This is a genomic window from Chryseobacterium vaccae (assembly GCF_009602705.1).
Classification (GTDB): domain Bacteria; phylum Bacteroidota; class Bacteroidia; order Flavobacteriales; family Weeksellaceae; genus Chryseobacterium; species Chryseobacterium vaccae.
In genome coordinates, this window is sequence record NZ_VSWH01000001.1 from 150,870 (window position 1) to 175,331 (window position 24,462).

Sequence of the window (24,462 nt, forward strand, 5' to 3'; positions counted from 1 at the left end):
AATTTTGTAAAATGATGATTTTTTATCACAGAAACATAATTCCTTAATTGAATTAGTCAATACTTAATCTGACAGTTATAATCAAATTAAATAACTTTAAAACAGATTAAGTATTATGACAACACAACAAAAGATTATCAAAAACAAGTTAGGCGTACTTGAATTAGCACAACATTTAGGAAACGTATCCAAAGCCTGTAAGGTGATGGGCTATTCCCGAGACAGTTTTTATAGATTTAAAGAATTGTATGAGCAAGGAGGTGAATTAGCATTACAGGAAATCTCCAGAAGAAAGCCAGTATTAAAGAATCGTGTAGATGAAGTCATTGAAAAAGCTGTTGTTGATATAGCTATTGAAAACCCTGCTTTGGGGCAGCTTAGAGTAAGTAATGAACTTAAAAAGAAAGGTTTCATTGTATCACCAGGTGGAGTCAGAAGTATTTGGTTAAGACACGATCTACATACGTTTAAACTAAGATTGAAAGCCCTAGAAGCCAAATCTGCTCAAGATGGTGTAGTCCTTACTGAATCTCAACTTTCAGCACTAGAAAGGGCTAAGGAAGAGAAAAAAGCTCATGGAGAAATTGAAACTCATCATCCTGGATATTTAGGAGCTCAAGACACTTATTACGTAGGCAATATCAAAGGAGTTGGACATATTTATCAACAAACTTTTATTGATACATATTCAAAGGTAGTATTTGCAAAGCTATATGACCGTAAAAATGCTCTTATTGCTGCTGACATGCTTAATGATCAGGTAGTCCCTTTCTTTGAGCAGCAGGAACTTCGTTTACTCAGAATTTTAACAGACCGAGGAACGGAATACTGTGGAATAAGAGAACAGCATGAATACCAGCTCTATTTGGCCATTGAAGATATCGATCATACGAAGACCAAGGCTAAAAGCCCTCAGACCAATGGTATTTGTGAACGTTTTCACAGGACGATACAGGACGAGTTTTATGCCATAGCTTTCAGAAAGAAAATTTACAGAAGTATTGAAGAACTGCAATTAGACCTGAACAGCTGGTTGTCGTATTACAACAATGAAAGAACGCATACAGGAAAACATTGTTACGGTAAAACACCGATGCAGACGTTTCTAGATAGTAAAACTATTGCAAAAGAGAAATTATTGGAAACTCTTGCAGAGGAACAAAAAATCCTTACTTTTGGAAGTAAGGATAATATTGGATAACTGACAATTATTTTTAACCCCTAACTGTCAGATAAAGTCGTGGCTATTACACCTTAATCAAATTCCTGATAAACTTATTCCTTCAGCCCTCGTTAATCTTACTATTGTATTATATATAGTTATTGTTTCCCTCTAGGATCTCTCGAATTGAGAATAAATTAATTTTCTTAACTCTTTAAATAACTGTCGGTTTAAGAAATTATATAAAGTTTATTTTGAATGATAAACTCACTTTATTTTTCCAAGTATTTTATCTTTCATTTCTTTTCCATGTATCTCAATCTCTGTCAAAGTCCATTTTTGCTGGCGAAGCATGATTTTTTGTTTCAAACTTTCGTATGATTTTGTAGTTAGAAAGAATGTTCTTTTCCCTTCTGGGGGTAAATTCCAAAGTCGTGAATTTGTTTTATTACTTATTAAACATAAATTCCCAAAATTATCTACATCCCTTTGCTCTATTATATCAAGCCCTTCCAAAGGTCTTTGAGGATAATAATGCTCAACAGAGCTTCTGAAAGTAAATTTGAAATTTTCATCAGGTTGCTCTTCCCAAAGTAAAAAGTCGAGATAGTTGAACACAAAGTTTTCAACGGTTGTACCTTGGTCAAGTTTGTTTAAATCAATATCATTTTCAGTGTTTTGAGTTTCACCAGAATTCGAATATATTATTTCAAAATACTCCTTAGGGGAATTGGCTAAATAACGGTCATATAAAAACGATTTAGCTAGAGTTCTTAGATATGTTGTGTAGTTTTCAGTTGTTAATTCATTGTTTTCAAATGCAAATTTTAATGTTGCATTTAACCAATGCTTATAGACAAGAGTAGGTGTTGAAACATGAAACATAGCTAAAAGCATTAAAATTATCTTATTATTAGCGTCTTCATTTTGTTCTTCAACGCCAAAAGAATTCACATAACTTACTTTATTTCCATTATACCATTTTAATCTTTTTAAACTCCAATTATCTGTCCCATTTAAAAACTCTCTTTTGATAACATAATTATCAAATAAAAATTTACATTTAAGTAGATTAAAGACAAATGTTTTTACAAAAGTCGCTTTATTCGTTTCGTTTAGTAACGTATCATCAAATATATCTAAAAGACGTTTATCATCAAGCGGAATATCGGATTTCTGCTGAATTCTTAAAACGTGTAATAAAAAGTTTGGAAAATTGATTACAGAATTAAATCTATCAGGATTATCGCTGTCCTGTTCATTTTTATTTTGGAATGATTTTTTACCTTTTATAATATCAAAAGCTGATAGATTGTGATTGTCTGAATTATTTTCATTATCAACATTATTGAGTTTGGAAATTAAATCATCAAAAGATTGTACTTCAAATTTGTTCCAATCATTATTTCCAAAAATTTGATTTCTTTCAGCAACATTAAAACCATATTGAACATATTTTTCCATGTTAGAACACGCTTCCCAAACCTGACCAAATATTTTCGTTTCAGTTTTGTTTTGGGAAATAATTTCTAACAGCTTTGCTTTTAGCACTTCATGCTTTTCAAGTTGTTCACCTCTACTATTCATTATTTCAAAATAATGATTCAAGTCAGTGTCAGCAGGAACAGGGACACGGAGTATCAAAACCCTTTCAAATAAATAATCGCAAAATTGTTGAGTCTTTTCACTCGGGACAATTCTGGTTAAAATCTTAAGGCAATCTTCGTAGGCAAATTTTATTTCATAATTAAAATTTTGCTTAACAGAATTTTTTCCTTCGTAAACATTTTGCAATGTTTTAGTAGATGTTATTCGACTGTCAAACATCAAATTTAACTTAAACCAAGAAATATCACTTGAAATATTTAGTTTTTCCTGATTGTTTTTTAAAGTTGATAAAAGTATAGTCAATGTTGTTAATCGTTGTTGGCCGTCAATAGTTTCATAGATTAAACCTTTGCTTTCGTCTTTTCTTTCATAAACAACTAATGTCCCTATGTAGTAATCTTTATTGGGATTTTTTTCAGCATAATCTGCAATATCTTGAATGAGTTGTGTAATTTCTTTTTCCCCCCAAGCATAATTTCTTTGATAAATTGGAATACTATAATAGCTGTCTTGATTTAAAAGCTGTCTGATGCTTAAAGGTGTTAAATTAGTTGACATATTTTAATTTCTCAAAATGTTTAAAAATTATTTCTGTTTTGGTCGAATCGTTTTTCTCAATCGGTTTAACACTGTAGTTCATAATGTTTTTAGGTTCCAGTGATTCTCTAATTGCTTTGAAAAGATTATCTTCTAATGCGTGGTTATCAATTGAAGCAATTTGAACAGCCTGTAATTTCATTCTGACTGAATAAGCCCAAACAAAAATTTTATTAATTACTAATTCAATATCATTAATTCCAAATTTATCAATGTAATAAATTAAAGCACAGTCAAATAATGTGCGTACATAACCATCTCCAGTTCTATATCTTCCTTCATATGTTGTTAAAATTTCATTTATTGTTTTAAAATTTTGAAATTTTTCTGTGTCCAATTTATCGGTATTTGAAATGATATTATTGTAATAAATAATCATTTCAAAAAAACGTTTTCCATTAATTATAACTTGATCCAATTGAAAGGGAAAATCCGCTTTACTTAAATCAATATTTCTTTGGTAATTTTTATTGTATTCTTCAGTAAAAAAATGCCCAATGCGATATAATCGATTGTATGGAAAATCCGTTTTGTTTTCAAGGGAGATCCCTTTAAAAACATCAACCTCTTCTTTAGTGAAATACCTTGCAGAATATCCTTTTGACCAATTTCTAATTCTAAATAAATAGTTTTCAAATAAATCCGCAAGTTTTCTTGAATCCATTTCTTCCCAAGCTTTGACAACATTTAGCTTTTCGGTTGTAGAAATGTTCTGCATTTCTCTTAAATGAAATGCTTTTAACAAATCGTGTGGTTCTAAATCTTTTCCTCTTGAGTTTTGAGAATCAAAAAATTGAAATGCTTCCGAAATATCATCTAACTCGATTTGAACCAATTCACACTTTTCAAAAAAAAATCTGATTGAATAAATATCGAATTGCCTTATCCTTCTTGATATTTCTCTGTAATTATTTTGAATATTGAAAAGAGTTATGTCGTTTTGAAATTTAATACTTAGAATTTTTAATTTTTCAAAATCAATAGATTTTAGTTGTTTATCATTTTGAATTTCATTCTTAAATTTTTCATAAATAGCATAAGCTATCAAACTTAAGCTTATCGTCCGTTGCTGACCATCTACAATATTTGAAATGTTATTTTCCTTATGAATGACCAATGTTCCTAAACGATAGGAAGATTTCTTTTTATGAGTAATAATATCATCAATTAGTTGATTGACATTCTTTAAAGTCCATTTGTAAGGTCTTTGATATTCTGGAATATCTAAACTGTTATTTGTAATCAAGTCTTTAACAGTTATGATATGAGGTTGTAATTTTTTCAATTCAAATTTTTGTTTTGTGTAAATGCTGCATTTTCTGCTAGCAATTTCATAGGTTATTGTTGTTAATTTTTGTCAATTATTATATGCTTACATCAAGGAATATCCTTCATTTTGCCAAGATATTTTTGTAAAATCATTTTTTCTCACCAATATATTTATAACATTATCAAAACTCCTCAGCTATGGTTTTCTTGATATAAATTTCTGCTTTACCATTTCTATTGTCAATTAGTAGATGGGTAGATTTCTCAAATCCAATTTTAATTTTTTCAATATCTCTGAGTAGAAGTTCTTTATTTGAAATTAAAGCCTCGGACTTATTTAGTTCGCTAATTATTTTCTCACCATTTGCAATAATCTCATTTTTATTAAAAAAACTATTCTGCTTAAAAATTTCAATATTCATAACTATTTTTGACCTTAATTTTGAATTTATAAATTCAATATCATCAAAAATACTATCATCCATATTGAAGACAGAAATTGCTGTATATAATTCTTTAATTTTTCCAATTCTATTTGAGTCTGGTTCTCTATCGGATAGATTCATTTTAAGTTCAAGAAGTTTTGAAAGCTGGTATAAATGTTCTGCTTTCAAACAAATATCAACATAGAAAAAATACTTACAATCAATTAGTTTATTTGTTAGTTTATTAGTTTTTTCAATTGAATTTTCGCTTAATTTTTGAACGGAATTTAATCCTTTTTCTAATGCAGAATCTTTATATAAATTGTTAAACTTATCGTTTATAATCGATAATAACCTTCCAGTTTTTTGCTTAACAGAAAGTTTCATCCTTTCTAATGCATGAGTGTCTTCAATAGTTGTAACTATATCATAATTATCATCTTGGGTGGTTTCATCAAGAGATTTATCAAGAGATTTATTAATTGCTTGTTCAGCATTAAGTAAATATTCATAACGTATAGTGGATAAAGTGTACTTTAAACTATCGATTGCCATATAATCTTCTATTGTAAAGTAAGATCTTTTATTAAGTTCTGAAATTTTAAAGTTAATATATCGCAGTTTGGCTAATCTTTCATTATGTTGTAGTGAAATTAAATTATTTATGCTTTCGTTTATAGAATTTAATTGCTTGTTTAATCCATTAAAGTAATACTGTCCCGTAATCATTGACGCAAATTGGAAAGCTAAAATTGGCGTAAAAACGGCTATATTTGCATTAACAAAGCCCGCGTGGTTAGCAAATTTTGAACCATTTATAGTTATAGAACTTAATGTTCCGTTTCCATAAGTCATCAAACTATTTATACTTGCTGTAGCTGTGTAAAGCCCACTTGTAGAATACATAGTAGACGAAGCCATAGCTGATGTACCAGCAAATTGTGAAAACAAAAATTCAGCTTTCTTTGAAGAATTTAGAGATATCCAATTTTCGTCAATCTCAAAGTTATTGTTCAACTTAAAACTAATAACACCTGAAATATTACTTAATTGTATTTTTGAGATGGGTTCAAGTAATGTTGAGGAAGTTTCGTTGTTCTTCTCTAAACATTTTGAGATATTTTCTAGTTTGTAATTTGTTTCGTTGTGACTTGTTAATAACTTGACTATATCGGCTGAACTATTATCACCTTTAAAGTTGATTTCATTAATCATTTCATGGATTGAATCAATTCCTAATATTTTTTGTATCCAATTTCTCATTACATCTATTAAATTATTCTTATTATTTTCTCTCAAGAATTATTAAAACATCATACAACATTTTTTTGGTCTCAGTGTGATTCTTTATAAACTCAATTTCCTATAATTTTTTAAATAAAAATTAATCAAAAAAATCGTCATAATATAAAGCTCCTGTTACTCGATTTTAACTTTACTAATAAATATTTTTTTTTCGTCTATAATAAATTTGAAATGTTTTTCAGTATTTTCAGTTAATTGAGCTTTACCATAATGCAGTTGCCTGTGGTGATTGGCACAAACAGTCATTAAGTTTGTTACACTTAGAACGCCTGTTTTTATTGTTGAAACAGGTTCAACGTGATGGGTTTCTATATAAGTATCTCCATTTGCTTTTATAAATGAATTTGTAGGATTTCCTAATGCTTCACAAATTGAGCATTTATAATTGTTTAACTTTTTTACTTTGTTAGAAATTGCTCCCCGTTCAATATAATTTGAAATTCGTTGTTTAATTTCTGGTTGTTGACCTTTCATCTTTTTTTCGAGCTTTTCAATTTCTTTAAGTGTGTCAGCAGTTATAATTCCTACAATGCTAATGAAATCTTCCAAATCAAATTCTTCTTTTGCCAATTTCTCAAGAAGCGGAAATTTTTCAACAAAAAATTTTAGTTTCTTGTTTTTTGCATTCAATGATAGAGCAAGTTTAATTAGGTTATAAACATTGTCAGAATTAAGATAATTAAATCCTTGTTGAGATATTTTTTTTCCTTTTGGTAAAAGATTATTGCTTTGAACAATCTCATTATTAATTACGATAGGATTTTGGAAAAAGATTATATTTTCAGGAAATGCTTTGATATTTCCACTGTCATATTTTTTATAAAGTTTATTTTCTGGTGTTCTTTTAAACCACTCTCCAAAAAGTGGAAACCCATAAAAACCAATGATTGTTTTACGATTACTATTTTTATAATCACTGCTAGTAAAAAATACTACTTGCACATTTCTTGAATTTTTGATGTCGGGTGCTCTATTGAACATTGGTGTATAACCAATATAATAACCATCCTCTTCCGTTGGAAACTTGTCGTGTCCGAAATTTAAACTTTCGTGCATATGAGCATTGTCTTTTACATAATCATACTTGGATCTCTTTAAATCCTCAATGGATGGATCGTCTTCCCACTTATTACTATTCCACGAAATAGATGCAAGTATTCCGTAATTTATAATTGTCGTTTGATCAATATACATTTGATTAAATATTTTGAAAAATTAAGAGCCTTATAATTATTATACGTGACAGTTATTAACTTGATAAAGTTAATATAAAATACAAATTTTATCAGAAGAAAACTTATCAAAATAGCCAGCTATATTCTTAACATTCGTTGTGTTTCTAATTTAGTAATCTCCTGCAAAGTTATTGGGAATGTATTTATTATTTTTTCTAAATCAGTACGATTGATTAAGACAACATCATTTGATTTCGCAAGAATTTTAGCTGATGTACTGTACTCGTTGTTTGTAATAATAAGTAACTTAAACTGGTTTTTAAATTGAGTTTGATAATAATTTTTAGCTGTGTAAATTTCTTGTATTGCTTCATTTCCAACCAATGATTTTGTTTGTTTGACTTGTATAAGATAATTTTCTCCATTCTTCAAAACGACAACATCAACTCCTTTGTCGTTGGAATATGGCGTAAGATAAACTTCAAAACCTTGTTTGTTGTATAATGCTGCTATTGTCGCTTCAAATAAATTTGGATTCAAGCGGTCTATGTCTGTAATCGTTTGAACCTTTGGTTTACTTTCTGTTTTTGTTCCAAATATATTTCCAAACAATTCGTCTGGTGTCAGTTCGGCTTGTTCAGTCGGAAAAAGGGTATTGCTTGCCAAAGCTTTTTTGTTATTCAATAACGTGTCAAGAATTTCATCAAAGGATTTTATTCTATTGCCATGCTCATCTTTCATATCTTCTGGAAATATCGCCATAGGATAGTAAACAAACACTTCTTTTTGTTGTCCAATGCGGTAGGCTCTATCAGTGGCCTGCTCTTCTTTTGCCGGATTCCAATGTCGCGTGTAATGTATAATATGATTTGCTTTCGTAACATTCAATCCAACCCCTGCTGCAATAGGCGACATAATAATTATATTAAATCCATCTTCTGTTTGGAAACGGTCAATTGTTTGTTGTCTGCTTAACTTCGATTTTCCTTCAAGTTGTTTTGTAGTTGGTGTATCTCCGTTAATAATGCTGGCAAATATTCCAAAAATGTCATAAACTATTTTCTGCAACATTTTTTGTGTTTCTCTTCTGTCTGCAAACATAATTACCTTTTCAGCTTTTGATTGTATGTCAGCCAAAATCCCTATTGTAGTTTGTAGTTTGGATGAGCTTGCAATTAGTTCATCGCTGGTGAAATTCAAAATCTGACTTTCTAATAAAAATGGATGGTCCGAAATATCTCTTATCGCCCAAAGAGATTTTAGTTTTTGATTTCTTTTTTCTACTCCTTCTAATTCTGAATTATTTGCCATTTCAATTTCCTGTTTGTAGCGGTTTAACTGAATTGATGGCATTATTTTCTTAAACCTTGATTTTTCGTTGTCGTGTTTTGTTGGTAAATCTTTTGCGACATCACTTTTCAATCTTCTTTTGATAAAAACGCCAATATTGCTACGAAGCTGTTCGGTCAATAGTATAATGTCAGTGTTTTCATCACTCAATGGCTTTTGATATTCCTTTGCAAAGTCTTTGGCATTACCTAAAAGTCCGGGAACTGCAAAGTCCATTAAACACCAAATATCCACCAACGTATTTTCTACCGGTGTACCTGTCATCGCAATTTTGAAATCTGCTTTTAAGGCTTTGCTGGCGTTTGTTATTTGCGTTCCTGGTGTTTTTATTTTTTGTGCTTCATCAAGAGCAATTACTGCAAAGTCAACCAATCCCAAACTAATTTGATATGACCTTAATGTTTCATAATTGGTTAAAATTATTTGTTTGAATTGTAATCGTTTTGCGTCTTGCTGATTTTTTGCTGGATTGTTTTCCTTTGTCAAAGAAACTGAACCATACAATCTGCATAGTGATAGATTTTGTGAGCTGAAAAATTTCTGATATTCATTTTCCCAGTTTTCAAGCAAACTTACTGGTGCTACAATCAAATAAGGTTTGTTATCATTGCAATATTGGCAATGCCATTCAAGAAAATACAATAATTGCAAAGTTTTACCCAATCCCATATCATCGGCCAATAACCCACCCGCAAAGTTTTCTTTGAACAAGGATTGTAACCAAGAAATCCCTTCCTTCTGATGTTCTTTTAAAGTAATTCCGTTTTCTAAATTCGAAATGCTATAAAATTTGTGTTTTAAGTTTTCTGGTAATTCATTTCCATTAGAAAATTCAGTCAATTCTGCATTTTCTTTAATTATAAGTACTTCGTGGTCTGTTTTCTTTTCTTGCTTTACAGGTTTATTTGGATTTTCAAACTGCTTCTTAGCGGTTTTAATAAACTTTTCAGCGTCTTCAATTGGTATTTCAGCGTCTTCCCATTGAACTGTTTGCTTATTTTTCTTAACTGCATTTTCTTTTTGTTCTATGAAATCAGAGAGCTTTTCTTGCGACTTAAAATAAATTCTTTTTTCTCCAAGTACCTTGTCTTTAATAATAATTCCGGGAATCCATTGTGATTTGTACGGGCTTGCGAAAGGGTAGAACTTTGGACTGTAAATGCCAATTTCTTTTACTCTGTCACTGTAAAAAACAGTAAAATCTACTTCCTCATCATTAAAGAACAATTCGGGGTGTTCAATAATTTCTTGAATGTCGTTACGGTCTGAAATTTTTCTTTTCGCTTTTACTTTCTGTAATTCTGTTTTTTGATTTTCAGAAATTACTACTCTCGTTGTTTCTCCATTATCTCCTAATACTGGATATACATTATGAACCATCGGAAATTTATCAAACATATTGGTAAATCCAATTGTGTTTTTAATTTCTATCGAAGGCAAAATTTCAAGAAATCCATTATTGAAATCAATATCTAGTTTTATTTTTTCTGGAATAAATAATTCTTGATTATTTAAAAAATGCTCCAATGTTAAACTGCTATCTTTTGAAAATGATTTAATCTCTGAGAGCTTTTTAAGGTTTGTCATATTTCCTTTATCAGAATCTGCTGATTGATTGAACTCGTCAATTGCTTTGCAGATTTGATATTGGTTTTCAGATAGTAAATATTCGTTTTCTTCAACTTTTATTACTGCTCCGTTTCGGGTCGTTTTTAGTCTTGTTCCATTGGGTGCAAAATCATAAAATCCATATTTGAATTTAAAAGAATTGTGAGTTAAGGTTCCGTCTGATTCTACAAAAATCTCATACGGATAGATTTTTGGCAAATCCAATATTTGCTTATCTAGTTCGCTTAGCCTAACAATATCTATAGTTTCAATGTCACAAGAATTTTCTGTATAATCAGCTAAACCATTATCGTGTAATTCCGTAAGAATTGCAAGTTGTGATAAAAATTCTGCTTGTAATTTTTCCCATTCTGAAACATAAACTTTGCTTCCCGATTCGTTTAGGAAATAAAATGAGAATCTACTATTGTCATTTAAATATTTTAAAATCATTTGAATACTTTTTCATTTAACCAATGATTAAACTTATGTTGCCAATTTTCATTGTGAAATAAACGTCCTTCTTCGTTTGTGTAATAGTAATTTGAATCGCTTTGTATAGCTAATGGTAACGAGCTATTTCTTAAATCATCAACGCTGTTTAATTTATAGTTGAGATTTGGTTTATTAAGGCTGTTGATTTTATATGCGCAACAGGCGTAACCTTCATTGCTAAATTCAATCAGCATATAATCGCCAATGTATAAAATAAAAGCAGAAACATCTCTTCTACTTGAAACTGTTTCAAATCTGGCATCTATATATTCGGTTATTTTTTCATCTCGTTTTAAAATACTTTTAGTATGAACAGGTCCATAAACTTTGAAAGATGATATTTTTGAAGCAAAACGAAGCCAAAATTTCTTTCGTCTTTCATCATTAATGCAAACATTGAAAAACACATTGATAAATTGTTGCGTAATCCACTCGTTCAAAATATTTCGTCCTTGAATTATTTCTCGCTTTTCAATTTCTGTTGCATTCTCAAAAGCTGTCCAATTTGAAATATTACTTGGGTCACCAATTTGAGTGAAGGCGACTTTTTTTATTTTATCTTGTACCATTGCAAATTCAGGTTGGTTTGCTTGGATGATAATTTTACTGATTAACCTTTTATTGGTAACTGAGCTGTTGTGTTTTTGCAATACATCATTCAGGTTTTCAACCTCATCTGCAATTTTGGCTTTGTTTCTTTCGTAATAAGTTACAATAACCTTTGAGAAATAAGGATAATCAAACCAAGATTCAGGAACGCCTAATATTTTTGTAGCTTCTTGAATTGGTCTGTTAAGTTTGGCGATTGTATCTCCTAAAATCAAATCTCCATTTTTTGAGTTGAAAAATCTTTTGTTATTTTTGAATGAAGCTATTGAACTTCGATTGCCTGAATAATTGTCTAATTTTTGATTGATAAAATGCTCTACTTGCTCTAATGATTTCGGATATATTGTTTCCCAATTTTTCAAAAAGCAATCTATCAAACCAACTAAAAATGAATCACGCCAGTTTGATTCTAATAAAGTCAAAGCATATTTCAACTCATTTTCATTGCTGAAAATGGAAGTTAAACTTTGTTCTGAATAATTCAAGGAATAGGTAAGCGTTCTTAATTCTCTCCGTTCAAAACTTGTATCTTTACTAATGATAAAATTTTTAAATTTTCTAAAAACTTGTGGAATGAGATTATTTGGTGGTTCAGGAAAAGGATTTGCTCCGACTTCTTCTGTTATTTTTTGAAGCTTATCAATTCGATGGTCGTTCAACGACGCAAGAGTAATCGGAATAATCTTTTTTGCCGACTGCTGAAATGTAGTTGGTGAAAAATGAAATTGTAATATGTCTTGGGTTGTTGGCATATTAATTTCTTCTTCCGTTTAGTTTGCTAAGTTGTTCGGTTAGTTCTTCCAAAATATCTTCTTGTTTTGATGAGGCTCCCGCAAGTGATTCTGCGGTTTTAGTTAAAGCATCGGTATATTTGCCTAAATAGGTTTCAAGGCTTCCGCTTACGGTTGCTTGATAGTCTTTTAAACCTGTTGTGATTTTTGCAAAAATGTCTTGCAATCCTTTTTCAATAATCTCAAACTTCTGTGCGTAATCGGCAGAAACAGTTTTTGCTGTTTCTAAAGATTTTTGAATTTCAGTGATTGTATTTGAATTGTTTTGTAAGAATTGATTAGAATGTTTTGAAAATTCATTTTGCGATTCTCCAAATCTGCTTGATGAGGTATTGATTTCCTGCGACACGTTTCTAAATACGGAAATAACTTTATCCAACTCTGTTTGAGCTTGATTAAGTTTTGAAATACTTCCGTTTACTTCAGTGGACAGTCCGTTCATTTTTTCAATACTTGTATTGAAAGCACTTAAAAGGTTTTCTGAAACTTGAAGATTTTTAGATTGTTCGGTTAATAGTGTTTGTTGTCCTGATTGTAAATCTCCAACTTTGCTTCGCAGAATTTCGCTCATATCCTCAACTTGCTTTCTCATTTGATTTGTAGATTCTTCCGATTGAGAAAGTGTTTGTTTTGAAATTTGCTGTACCACCTCTTGCAGTCCTCTGAAATTTTCATTGAGGTTATCCGTCATATTTTGCAACTTGGTAGGGAAATCAGTCAATGAACCGCCTGCTTGTCCAAGCAATACTGCTAGACGTTCCATTTCGTTCTTAGTATCTCCACTCATTGAAATTTTAAATTCTTCAATCATTTTACCCATCGATTCCTGCAATTCTTTTACAATATTTTGCGTCATATCTGTTGCAGGATCCTTGAGCTTGTTACCTAAACTTTCAATTTCTGCTTTTACCAATTTCAATTCGGCAACAACACCTTCTGTCGGATTATTCAAAATTTGCTCGAATCCTGCTGAAATAGTCAATGCCAAATCGGAGGAGAATGTTTGTAATGCGTTTGATTGTTTAGCAGATTCTTTATAAATATCCCGAAAAATGTTCCCCGGTTTAATCGTATTACCATTATCGTCAGTAGAAGAAAACTCGTTTCTTAGTTCTGTTATTAATTCGATTAGTTTATTAATGGCGTTTGTTTCATCACTTAAAACTCCTTTTTCATTTTTGTTTTTAATAAATGAAATTCGTTTCGAGAAAATTATTGAAAGTGCAATTCCAAAAATAGATGCAAAAAAAGCTGTTTTTAAACCCTTTAATAATGTTGGGATACTTTGTTCAATATCTTCGGGATTAAAAAACCATAGTCCGTAAGCAATACCACCAAATGTTCCTAAAATTCCAATGGTGGTAAACATTGAAGGGATTAAATCCAAATCGTTTTGGTTTACTTTTTTGTAATCATTTTTTGATATATTTAGAACATATATTCCATAAATTAAATATGAAATCAAGCCTAGTGCGATAATTATTTCAACTATGTTCATTTTTCATCAATATTTTTAAGTGCCTCGTTTATAATGGCTTCACTGGTTGTTACAATTCTAAATTCAACCCTTCTCGATTTGTCATTATCAATCGGTTGTTTAGTGTCGAAGGAGATTTTATAGTTTTTATCAACGGCACGACCATAAGAGAGTCCATTAGCTGTAAGCCAATATTGTAATCTTTCTTTTTCTGTTGGTTGTAAGTTGATGAAACATTTTTGGGTACGCAGAAAAGCAAGTACATTTCTTCCTCTGTCTTGGGAAAGTTTCATATTGTCAATATAAGGGTCGCCTGAAAGTCCGATTGGTTTTGTATCAGTATGTCCTTCAATTCTGATTTCAGCAATCTTATCTTTATATTTTTCTTGCAATACAACAGAAAGATATTTTGGAAGAAAATCCGTAAGAATAGTTTGAAAATGAGAAGTAATGTCGGAGCTTCCTGTTCCGAAAAGCACTTGCGGGTTTGTAAATTTTATCGATAAATCATTGTCAAGCTTTAAATCCCATTTGGCAAAATCATTTTTAAAAGCTTCATTTAATTCATTGTATAAAGCAACTTTTGATTCTTCGTAGTCTTTAAAGATTTTGTTTTGTTCTTTCTGACGCTTTTCTACCAAAGCCATGTAAGAAATAGACATAAATAAAAAAATGACCATTAAAACCGTCATTAAATCCGCTAGGGGAATCCAGTGGCTTTCTTTCTTTGTTCCTGACATTTAATTTCTATATTCTAATTTGGATTCTTGATTATTAGTTAGTTTTGTGTGAAATGTATTAAATCACAAATGTAGCAATACATTTTACATTTATATTATGGTTTTCCGTAATCTATTCAATTAAGTATGCTTAAACTGCAGCTGGTAAGTGCAATGGACGCCAAAAGCACTCTATCATACAACTACAGTTGAATTTATTTGCACCGCAACTCTCCATTTTACTAAACTAATATTATCAGTTGGCATTTTTAATATGCGATTCACAGTCTTATTAATGACAAAATACTCATTATTAAAATTAGTCCTCCAAGTATCCAAACGGAAATTTTTAATGTCTTGTTTTCCTCCTTAATTGCGTGGCTTAACTCTTTTATATTTTTCGAAAACTCAATTTCAAAAATCTGTCTGATTTGGTTTCTCTCGTTCTCAATTAAGTTTTTAATTTCCGATTTATTTTCGTCAAGCTTTATTTTAATTGTACTTTCTAAATCTTTGTAAAACTCTTTATTTTCTTTTCGGATTTGCTCGGTTTTTTCTTCAACAAGTTTTGAAAGCTCAGTTTTGCTTTGCTTGTTAGAGTTTTCAAGTTCAACCAAACTTTGAGCAACTTTTTCTTGCTGTGCTTTTTGAAGTTCATTTATTTTGTCAAGCGTTTTACTGTTTTCATCAAATTGCTTGCTTATTTCGTTATATGTATCAATTAAATGCTCTAACTTTTTGTAAGCACCCGAAACTTCTTTAAGTTGTCCAACTTCTTGGTTGAACTCTTCAAGTGTTTCATTAAATTTCTGCAAGTTGCTCATATAATTTCCTATTAAGTTTTTTTAGTTCTTGTAATTTCTGTGCATATATATCATTGAGTAAATATGCTAATCCATAATATTCAGCTAATTCTTCCAATAAATTAGGATAAGGTTTTGTGATAGAAAGGCATAATTCTAATTGTTGTTCTTCCGACAAATGTTTTCCTAAAATTTTTAGACGGTTCAGAAAGTCGCTTTGTTCTTCTTCCGTAAAAGTTTGTTTGATACTTGATAATGCACTTTCAAATAAATCTTTGCCTCTGCTATTTTCATAGTCATTTAAAGCCAAATGAACAAAACCCGACAGAAAGTTTATACCCTCATTTTTTCCTCTACTACTCTCATAAAAACGACTTATGCCATCTTTCATCTTTCGATATTCTTCGATTTTTGCTAGTGGGTCAACAATTTCAGGAATGTGTACTTTCTTATATATTCTATTGCCATTATCATCAAAGCTTTTTGTGGCTTCATTTAAGTAGAATGCGTCAAACCATTGCAAGTAGTCATTGGGGTTCTCTGTAATATGTTGAAGAATGAATGTTGTGTCTGTGAATTTGAAATAACTATCAATTCTTCTTTTGAAACTTTCACTATCTTTAAATTCAGTACACCATTCTGCTAGTGTTCGTAATGATTCCTTTCTACTAAATGCAATATTTTGAAAAGTCCAATTCAGCAAATACCAAACAGATTTTTCTAAAATTGAATTTTGAGGAATTTTCTCTAAATCCATTTTTACATCTGTGTTCGGTTCATACTTTGTGATGTAATCCGAAACACTTTTTATAATATGGTTTTCATCAACAGTTTTGAACTGAACTTCAAAATGGTCAATGAAATTTGTTGTCCAATCGGAAACAATTCCTAAAAGACTTAAACGATAAATTGCTTTTTGTAAAGTGTCGCTATTGATTTGCAATTTTGAATAAGCGTCATTCCAAAATATCCGAAGTTTTGAGTTTTCTCGGAAATAGTTTGTGATTACACCCAAAATTATTTCCAAGTCTTTTTCAATATCGTTTTGTCCTTGCGTAAAAAGAAAAACTTGTTTGAAAATATCTCTTCCGTTCCATTTTACTTCATCACTTATTTCTTTCATTTCAGCAAAAGTTGTTTCTTTTTTAAATAACCTTTGCACTCGTTCTTCATCGTGAGTTTCGGGCGAATAAAGCACAAAACATTTTCCTATTTTATTTTTGTTTTCCTTTTTTCGTTTGTCCCAACGTCCGGCTCTTCCAGCTTCTTGATACAAAGCTTCAACCGAACTTGGTAAACCGTAATGGAAAGTGTAATGAATATTTTGTTTGTCAATTCCCATTCCGAAAGCTTTGGTAGCGACTAAGAGCTGATATTTATTTTCTTTAAAATCCTTTTGAATTTTTTGCTTGTATTTATTGAATTCATCTCTTGCCATTACCGGCTCTGTCCCAATTTTTCTTCCTGTATTTTCGTCTATAATATCACGTTTTGGAATGTCTCCCGAAAACCAACCTACTTTGTTTTGATAAACAGTATTTAATGTGTTTGAAACCTGATAACAACCATAAGCACCATTTACGTTTGGTGTAAATACCAAGCCTGCTTTTTCTGTTGTTTCAATAAAACTTTCCGTGTCTTTTAAATCTTCAAGAATTTCTCTGATTTTTTGACTTTTATTTCCGTTGTCGTTGATAACTTCAAATTGCAATTCCTTTCGGCTATAATCTAAAAGTGATTTGATATTTTCATCTTCCAAACGTTGCTTCTGTCTTGAAAACTCAATTTTAATATCTTTTAAAACGTTTACGGAAGCGGTTGCAGTTAAACCAATAAATTTGATTTTACCTTCTCCATTTTCGTCTTTCGGGCTTAACTTGTCTATGGTTTTGGCTAAATTCAAATACGAAGTTCTGAAATCGTGTCCCCATTCTGAAAGGCAATGAACTTCATCTACAACTGCGTAAGCGATTGAAAAATTAGCAACAATCACACTTATCTTTTCTCTGAATGTTGGAATTTGAAATTTCTCGGGCGAAATCCAAACAAACAAATATCGTCCTTGCTCGAAGTTTCTTTCAATTTCTCGTCTTTCGTCTGCTTCCAAATTACTGTTGATGTAATTTACATTTGTAATCAACATTTTTTGCAAGTTGTCATTTTGGTCATCCATCAAAGATTTGATGGGACAAACCACAAAATTGATACTTGGCTGAAGTAAACAAGGAAGTTGATAACACAAAGATTTTCCGCCACCTGTCGGTAAAAGTCCGATTGTATCTTTTCTGTTCAATACATTGGAAACAATTGGAAATTGCCCTTCTCTAAAATTTGATTTGTCGAAAATGTTGTCAAGAAAAAACTCTAAAGTCGTTTTGTCTTCGTTCGTAATGTTGTAATTAATTGGTTCAGTTGTGCTAACTCTGAAATAGTTTTTATCTTTTACGATGTCAAAATAATCTGTGCGGACAAAAATCACATCTTCGCTGATTTTGTTTTCATCTGTGTAGCGTTTTAATAGCGAAAAGTCAATGTTTATAGCTTTTGTCGTTGGCTGAAATTTCGTTTTGTCGTTAGTTATTGCAATGTTGAAATTTGGCTTTTTGAGTTCTTGTTTATTTTTGAGTTGCCAAAGGTTATCAATCCAAATAAGTAAATCTTTTATTGCTAGCTCCACAAAATTGGGTAAATATTCATGAGCTAAAATGTTGAAATTCCAATCTTGGTCAAGTGTCAAATACTTGTGGGTAAGCAACTCAATGAGCAAGACTTGAAAACGGATTATTGCCGTAGGCAATAATTTCGTTTTAATTTCTTCTTCGCTCATCCGATTTTCTTCTATTTTCACACAAGCATTTTTGTAGTAGAATAGAAGTTTCTCAAATCTTTCAAGATGATTTAAGATCGTTTCAACTTTTGAAACATAAGAACCATTTTCTAATTCTCTCGTGTCAATTCGTATTGTTGTAATTCCTTTGTTGGATAAAAAGCTATCTCTTGTGCTGTCAGAAACTCTGGTAACTTCAGCAAGTTTGTGTTGTTGTCCATCAATTTCAATCACAAGTTTGGCTTGTGGTAAATAAAAATCAACTTGCTGATTGATGAAGTTTTTATCTTCTTCGCCAATAATTTCGTTGATTTGAATTTCGGGAATGAGCAACGATTGAATAAAAGAATATTCTCCAAATTCATTTAGAATAATTCTTTCAAAAAAATCTTTTGCTGGGTAATAGTTATTGTCTTTGTCGCCTTTTATTGTGTCGTTCCAAATTGGTGTTTGGTTTGTCACAAACAAAAAACGTTCTTCAAAGTTCTCACGTTTATGGATTTTGCCTAATTCGGATTGTAGATATTTTGAAAGAGTTGTCGGAAAACCACGTTGCAAAATGTTTTTTACAACATACAAAATTGGCAACAAGTCAAAGTTTGTCTGATTTGTTACGAGGTTCTGAATTACAAAATTCGGATTAGTATATGTGTAGTTTGCCGTGTATTTCTTCATAAAATATTATCTTATCAATGCTACTATAAGAGATATGTCATAACTTATAAAGGTTATAATTACGGTTAAATTTTATTTTAATCTATAACATAAAAACAGATTCTTTTAATATTGCATACTTAACATAAACAAAAACCCCAACTGTCGTCAAGATTTTCCGTCTATTTTAAAATTGAATAATTCTTGAGCATGAACTTCTAACCCTTTAGATAGTTCTTGTATTGTTGAAATTCTTAAATCAACTTCTCCTTTCTCGATTTTACTGATGTTACTATGATCTACATCGCATTTTTGAGCTAACTCACGATAACTTAAACCTAATTTTTTTCTAAATTTTTCAACTCTTTTACCAAAAGCTATTCGAAATTCAATTTTCTCCATCAAATTTACATTATTAAAGCAATTTGGAAAGATTTCAATAAAAATATGTAGTTGAATTAACCTACAATTTGAAAATTGTATTATATTTGTAAAATAAGTTACTGTAATGTAACTTTGCGATACTTCAAAGAATAATAGAAGCTATTGCTTAGAAACTCGCTCCGAAAACTGGCACTTTTTAGTACACGAGATGATAAGCAGAAAGCTCACGACCTAGGCGTGGGCTCTCTTTATCTGTGTACAAGGTATGCCAGTACCCCAGAGCGGATATTGTAGAGTCCATGCCGTTTTATTTTCCAATGCAGTCCTCATTTTCTACACTCTCTAAGCGTCTTCAAAAACATAGTATCAGATTATACGATACAATGAGGTGTACAACTCATTGCGGCTTTACAGCTTTCTCAGGACATAAATTTTCATTCATATTAATTTTTTTATGATTGTTTGGGCAGGAGGTTTACCTCCACAAAGGGAACCTCCTCTCAAGCATATCATTTCAAACAACAATTAAAAAGTATTATAAGACAAAGATAATTTACAGTAACCTTTAGAAAAAGAAAAGCCCTTTCCGCAACAGTTTGGCGACCAAACGGAAAGAGCATAAGAGTAATTAATAATCATTAAAAACCTATTCAAAAATATGAAAAATATTTTTTGCAGGGGATCTATGTCCCTTGCTTTTACCCTTGTGGCAGCGACCACATCCTTTGCCCAAAATAAATCTCTTAAAATTGGAGATTCTCTTCCCGAGAGCTTTTGGACAACACCATTGAAGGTTGTCAACCATTCTCAGAAAACGATTACTCTTTCCGAGGAAAAGAACAAATTAGTCCTCATCGATTTCTGGAGTACGTGGTGCAGTGCCTGCCTTATGAGTCTCCCTAGAATTGAAGCCTTACAGCAAAAATTTGGAAACAAATTAAAAATACTTCCTGTTAGCAGTCAGGATAAGACAGCTTTGGATAAATTCTTCGCTTCATCCAATGGAAAGAAGTATAAGAGTATGATGTCCACTTATGAGGATAAAGCACTTCATAGTCTTTTCCCGCACGTAGGCGTTCCATTCATCATATGGGTAAAGGACGGAAAACTATTCAATTCCACAGACGCAGGACAGCTTACTGAACAGACCATCAATGAAGTACTAAACGGAGAAAAATCATCCCTGCAGACCATTATCCAAATGGACAGGGCAAGACCATTGATGCTATCTGAAGATTACGACCGTCAGAGAAATGTTCAACTCCTCAATTATTCATTTTTTGCCAAAGGACAAATCCCTGATATTGGTGCAGGGGGAACGTATCGCAAGACAGCTTTAGGGAAAATTCACGGCAGACAGTTCACCAACCAGCCATTATGGGATATATATTATCCTATAGGATACGAGCTTATCAAACAGCAGGATAAAATATCTTTCACGGAAAAAAGGATAATTATAGATGTCAAGGAACCAAAACAATTAATGCCGATAGAAAAAGCAGACGGCTCAAATGATGGAGCAGACCTCTATAACTACGAATTTATTATCCCCGAACAGAAATCTGACTCTCTGTACAATTATATGCTGGAAGACCTCAATCGTTATTCAGGTTATAGCGTAACCTTTGAGAAAAGACCTGTACAATGTCTCGTTCTTGTAAGAACAAGTACCAAAGATAAACTGGAAACCAAAGGAGGTGAAAAGCGCTCCACCTTTCCACAAACCCCATCCATCCTTAAAAATGTACCGCTTAAAAATATGGTCAATATGCTGAATGGTGAGATTCCTATCAAGGAATTGTTTATCGATGAGACAGGATACACAGGCAATGTAGATTTGGAAGTTTCGGGAGTCAAAGATATTGCCACCTTAAAAAAAGAGCTTCAGAAATACGACCTTGACCTCATCCCTCAAGAACGTCAGGTTTTGATGATGGTCATTAGAGACCAACGGAATTAAACATTCCACCGCTTGAATAATCATTGAATTTACATTAATGCAAAACTATATCAGACTATGAAGAAATTATTAGTGCTTCCCGTCCTATGCTACTGTGTGCCTATAATGGCACAACAGATGTTTACAGGAAGTGTTATTGACGAAACAACCCGCTTGCCTGTATCAGGCGCAACCATCGCCATTCAAAACTCAAAAATGGTTACGACTACGGACAGATATGGAAACTTCAGTCTCACAACCAATGATAAGAAAATCAATCTTGTGATACTTGGGAGAGGCTATGAAGAACAGATCATTGTTTTGGAGCTTCCTTTGAAAGAACCTTTAAAAATCAATCTTTCCGAAAAGGTAGCCCAAATTGATGAGGTAGTTCTTACGACAGGTTATCAGAAAATCCCTAAAGAACGTTCCACAGGTTCTTTCTCATCAGTTAGTAATTCAGCCCTGAATACACAGGTGTCTACCAATATCCTTGACCGTTTGGCAGCTACAGCCAATGGAATTGTCATCAACAAAGGAACATCACAAGGAGGCTCACAAATTATGGTCAGAGGATTAAGCACCATACAAGGACCTAAATCGCCATTGATTGTGGTTGATAACTTTCCTTACGATGGAGACATCAGCAATATCGACCCTAACATTGTTGAGAGTATTACTGTTCTTAAAGATGCCGCCGCTTCGAGCATCTGGGGAGCAAGAGCCGCCAACGGTGTAATTGTCATCACGACCAAAACGGCAAAATACAACCAGCCTGTGACGGTCAATTTCAATACTTATCTAATGACAAGTCCAAAGCCTGATTTCAATTATCTGAAAACGATGTCCAGTACAGACTTCATCGATGTTGAGCAGGAACTGTTCAAAAAGAATTTTTACAACACCGATATCAATTCTACAAGCCATCCTGTATTATCTCCTGTGGTTGACCTTTTGAATAAAGAAAAGAAAGGACTGCTTTCATCCGAATATGTACGAAACGAAATAGAACGCCTGAAGACGATTGATTCACGTGACCAGTACAAAAAGTATATGTACCAGCCTTTGGAAAACAGACAGTATTCACTGAGTATGGCAGGCGGAGCTCCTCAATTTTCGTGGACTTCATCTTTGGGGTATGATGACAATACGGGAAACCTCGGAGAAAAATACGAGCGTGTGAATCTTCGTTTCCAGAATACTTGGCAACCGTTGAAGAACCTGACTTTGAATACAGGAATCTTCTTTACCCATTCGGCAACCCAAAGCGGTCGCAGTGCTTTTGGAAGCATTATTATGAAAACCAATTCGGTTCCCTATATGGAAATGGCAGATGCATTCGGAAATCCGTTAGCGGTTTCAAAATCGTATGAGCAGGCTTACAAGTCAGCATTAGGCAACGGAAAATTACTGGACTGGAATTATTATCCGCTAACCGATTGGGAGCATAATACAGCCAAAAGCAAAAGTTCGGAGATCATTCTTAATGCAGGATTGAACTATAAGATACTAAAAGGATTGGATGTTGATATAAAATATCAGTATCAGAGAACTACAGGACTCTCCAATACAATGTATGATGAGGGAAGCTACTTTGTGAGGGATTATGTGAACAGATTCACGATCATCAATTCCGATGGCAGTCTGACCTACAATGTACCCAAAGGAGCGATAGTGGATAAGACCAACTCGCAATTATTAATTAACAATTTCAGAGGTCAGTTGAATTTCAACAGAAGCTTTGGTAGGCATCAGGTTTCAGCTATTTTGGGAAGCGAAGTAAGAGATTCCAATTCTCAGTCAAGTAATAACCGCTATTATGGTTATGACCCCAACAATCTTTCTTTTGGAATGGTAGACCTAAGCAAGAGATTCCCAATCATTGCAGGAGGTACAGCATTTATTGATAATCTGAATTCTTTGAGAGAGTCCACCAATCGTTTTGTATCGGTCTATGCCAATGCAGCTTACACCTATGATAACCGATATACCATTTCCGGAAGCGCCAGACGTGATGCCAGCAACTTGTTCGGACTGAAAACCAATGACCAATGGAATCCTTTCTGGTCGGCAGGTCTCTCTTGGAATGTAGGAAATGAAAAGTTCTATTCTGTAAGCTGGCTTCCGAATCTGAAACTGAGAGGTTCTTATGGGTTTAACGGAAATATCAATCCTGCAATGGTTGCCGTGACAACAATGGCATTACTCGGTGTTTCGACCTACACGCAGGAGCAGATGGCGAGATTTGACAATTACTACAATCCCCAGCTTCGTTGGGAGACGGTCAGAATGGTGAATGCAGGATTGGATTTTGCAACCAAAAACAACAGGATATCAGGTTCAGTAGAGTATTTTCAGAAGAAAGGAGAAAACCTTTTCGGACAGGTTCCGTTGGACTATACCATTGGACTAAGCAGTCTTGTATGGAATGTGGCAGGAATAGAAGGAAAAGGTGTTGATGTGAAACTCAAGACCATCAATATCAATAAATCTTTGAGGTGGTTGACCACTTTTAACTTCAGTACTTACAAAGATAAAGTGACGAAGTATTATCCGAGCAGTACTATGGCAAGGAACTTCGTGCTTGCCTCTGTTCCTATATCAGGAATTGAAGGCTTACCTGTATATTCGATGTTTGGCTACCAATGGGCAGGACTCGACCCACAGACAGGCGACCCAAGAGGTTATCTTAATGGAGAGGTCAGTAAGGATTACGCCAATATAATGGGTGGTGATGTCAAAGACCTGCAGTATTTTGGTTCTGCTGTACCAACTGTTTATGGCTCTTTCACGAATACCTTTGCCTATAAACAACTAAGCCTTGATGTCGGAATTACCTACAAGCTGGGTTATTATTTCAGAAAACCGTCCATTAACTATACCAGCTTATTCAGAGAATGGAACGGTCACAGTGATTACGAGCAAAGATGGCAGAAACCAGGAGATGAAGCCTTTACTAATGTTCCTTCCAACCTTTATCAGACAAATTCCAACAGGGATGCGTTCTATGCAGGTTCGGCTGCTCTCATTGAAAAAGGTGACCATATCCGTCTGCAGTACATCAATCTTGCATATGAGATCAGCAAAAGACAATGGCAAAGTTTACCGCTTAAAAGTCTTCAACTGTATGCTAATGTGAGTAATCTCGGAATACTCTGGAAAGAGAGCAAAAGTGGAATCGACCCTGATTTCAATTTGGGAAACAATATCTTAAAACCTCCTATGACCTTTACCTTAGGATTAAAAACTAAATTTTAAAATGGAT

The 24,462-nt window shown here is 32.6% G+C and carries 14 protein-coding genes; 3 read left to right on the top strand and 11 right to left on the bottom strand.

Annotation, left to right across the window (positions count from 1 at the left end; all coding sequences use genetic code 11):
• Positions 1 to 115: 115 nt before the first annotated feature.
• Positions 116 to 1,201 (top strand): IS481 family transposase, encoded by a 1,086-nt coding sequence (locus FW768_RS00675; RefSeq protein WP_153391442.1) that lies wholly within the window; start codon positions 116 to 118, stop codon positions 1,199 to 1,201.
• Positions 1,202 to 1,429: 228 nt separating this feature from the next.
• Here the strand turns inward: FW768_RS00675 and FW768_RS00680 are convergent, their stop codons facing one another.
• From FW768_RS00680 to FW768_RS00730, 11 genes are all read right to left on the bottom strand, one after another.
• Positions 1,430 to 3,328, bottom strand: coding sequence for a GmrSD restriction endonuclease domain-containing protein (locus FW768_RS00680; RefSeq protein ID WP_153391455.1), 1,899 nt, complete (start codon positions 3,326 to 3,328; stop codon positions 1,430 to 1,432).
• Complete coding sequence (locus FW768_RS00685) at positions 3,318 to 4,652, bottom strand: DUF262 domain-containing protein (RefSeq protein WP_196782917.1); 1,335 nt, start codon at positions 4,650 to 4,652, stop codon at positions 3,318 to 3,320. Before FW768_RS00685 ends, FW768_RS00680 begins: the two co-directional genes overlap by 11 nt.
• A 166-nt stretch (positions 4,653 to 4,818) precedes the next feature.
• Complete coding sequence (locus tag FW768_RS00690; RefSeq protein ID WP_153391459.1) at positions 4,819 to 6,324, bottom strand: hypothetical protein; 1,506 nt, start codon at positions 6,322 to 6,324, stop codon at positions 4,819 to 4,821.
• Between the two features lie 156 nt (positions 6,325 to 6,480).
• Positions 6,481 to 7,560: an HNH endonuclease gene (locus FW768_RS00695; RefSeq protein ID WP_153391461.1), complete on the bottom strand. Its 1,080-nt coding sequence runs from the start codon at positions 7,558 to 7,560 to the stop codon at positions 6,481 to 6,483.
• A gap of 119 nt (positions 7,561 to 7,679) precedes the next feature.
• Positions 7,680 to 10,952, bottom strand: coding sequence for an SNF2-related protein (locus FW768_RS00700; RefSeq protein ID WP_153391463.1), 3,273 nt, complete (start codon positions 10,950 to 10,952; stop codon positions 7,680 to 7,682).
• Positions 10,949 to 12,355: an EH signature domain-containing protein gene (locus FW768_RS00705; RefSeq protein WP_153391465.1), complete on the bottom strand. Its 1,407-nt coding sequence runs from the start codon at positions 12,353 to 12,355 to the stop codon at positions 10,949 to 10,951. Before FW768_RS00705 ends, FW768_RS00700 begins: the two co-directional genes overlap by 4 nt.
• Before the next feature lies 1 nt (position 12,356).
• The gene (locus FW768_RS00710) at positions 12,357 to 13,892 is read right to left on the bottom strand and encodes a methyl-accepting chemotaxis protein (RefSeq protein WP_153391466.1); all 1,536 of its coding nucleotides are present in this window, start codon (positions 13,890 to 13,892) and stop codon (positions 12,357 to 12,359) included.
• Positions 13,889 to 14,611 carry an OmpA/MotB family protein gene (locus FW768_RS00715; RefSeq protein WP_153391468.1) on the bottom strand — a complete coding sequence of 241 codons (723 nt, stop codon included), beginning with the start codon at positions 14,609 to 14,611 and terminating at the stop codon, positions 13,889 to 13,891. Before FW768_RS00715 ends, FW768_RS00710 begins: the two co-directional genes overlap by 4 nt.
• 260 nt (positions 14,612 to 14,871) lie before the next feature.
• The gene (locus FW768_RS00720) at positions 14,872 to 15,414 is read right to left on the bottom strand and encodes a hypothetical protein (protein WP_153391470.1); all 543 of its coding nucleotides are present in this window, start codon (positions 15,412 to 15,414) and stop codon (positions 14,872 to 14,874) included.
• Positions 15,392 to 18,895 (bottom strand): DEAD/DEAH box helicase, encoded by a 3,504-nt coding sequence (locus FW768_RS00725; protein ID WP_153391472.1) that lies wholly within the window; start codon positions 18,893 to 18,895, stop codon positions 15,392 to 15,394. The genes FW768_RS00720 and FW768_RS00725 overlap by 23 nt, the downstream gene beginning before the upstream one ends.
• 147 nt (positions 18,896 to 19,042) lie before the next feature.
• Positions 19,043 to 19,276, bottom strand: coding sequence for a helix-turn-helix domain-containing protein (locus FW768_RS00730; protein WP_153391474.1), 234 nt, complete (start codon positions 19,274 to 19,276; stop codon positions 19,043 to 19,045).
• A gap of 640 nt (positions 19,277 to 19,916) precedes the next feature.
• Here FW768_RS00730 and FW768_RS00735 point away from each other — a divergent pair.
• A complete protein-coding gene (locus FW768_RS00735; RefSeq protein ID WP_153391475.1) occupies positions 19,917 to 21,218 on the top strand; it encodes a TlpA family protein disulfide reductase in 1,302 nt (433 codons plus the stop codon).
• 57 nt (positions 21,219 to 21,275) lie between these two features.
• Positions 21,276 to 24,455 carry a SusC/RagA family TonB-linked outer membrane protein gene (locus FW768_RS00740; RefSeq protein WP_153391477.1) on the top strand — a complete coding sequence of 1,060 codons (3,180 nt, stop codon included), beginning with the start codon at positions 21,276 to 21,278 and terminating at the stop codon, positions 24,453 to 24,455.
• The last annotated feature ends 7 nt before the right edge of the window (positions 24,456 to 24,462 follow it).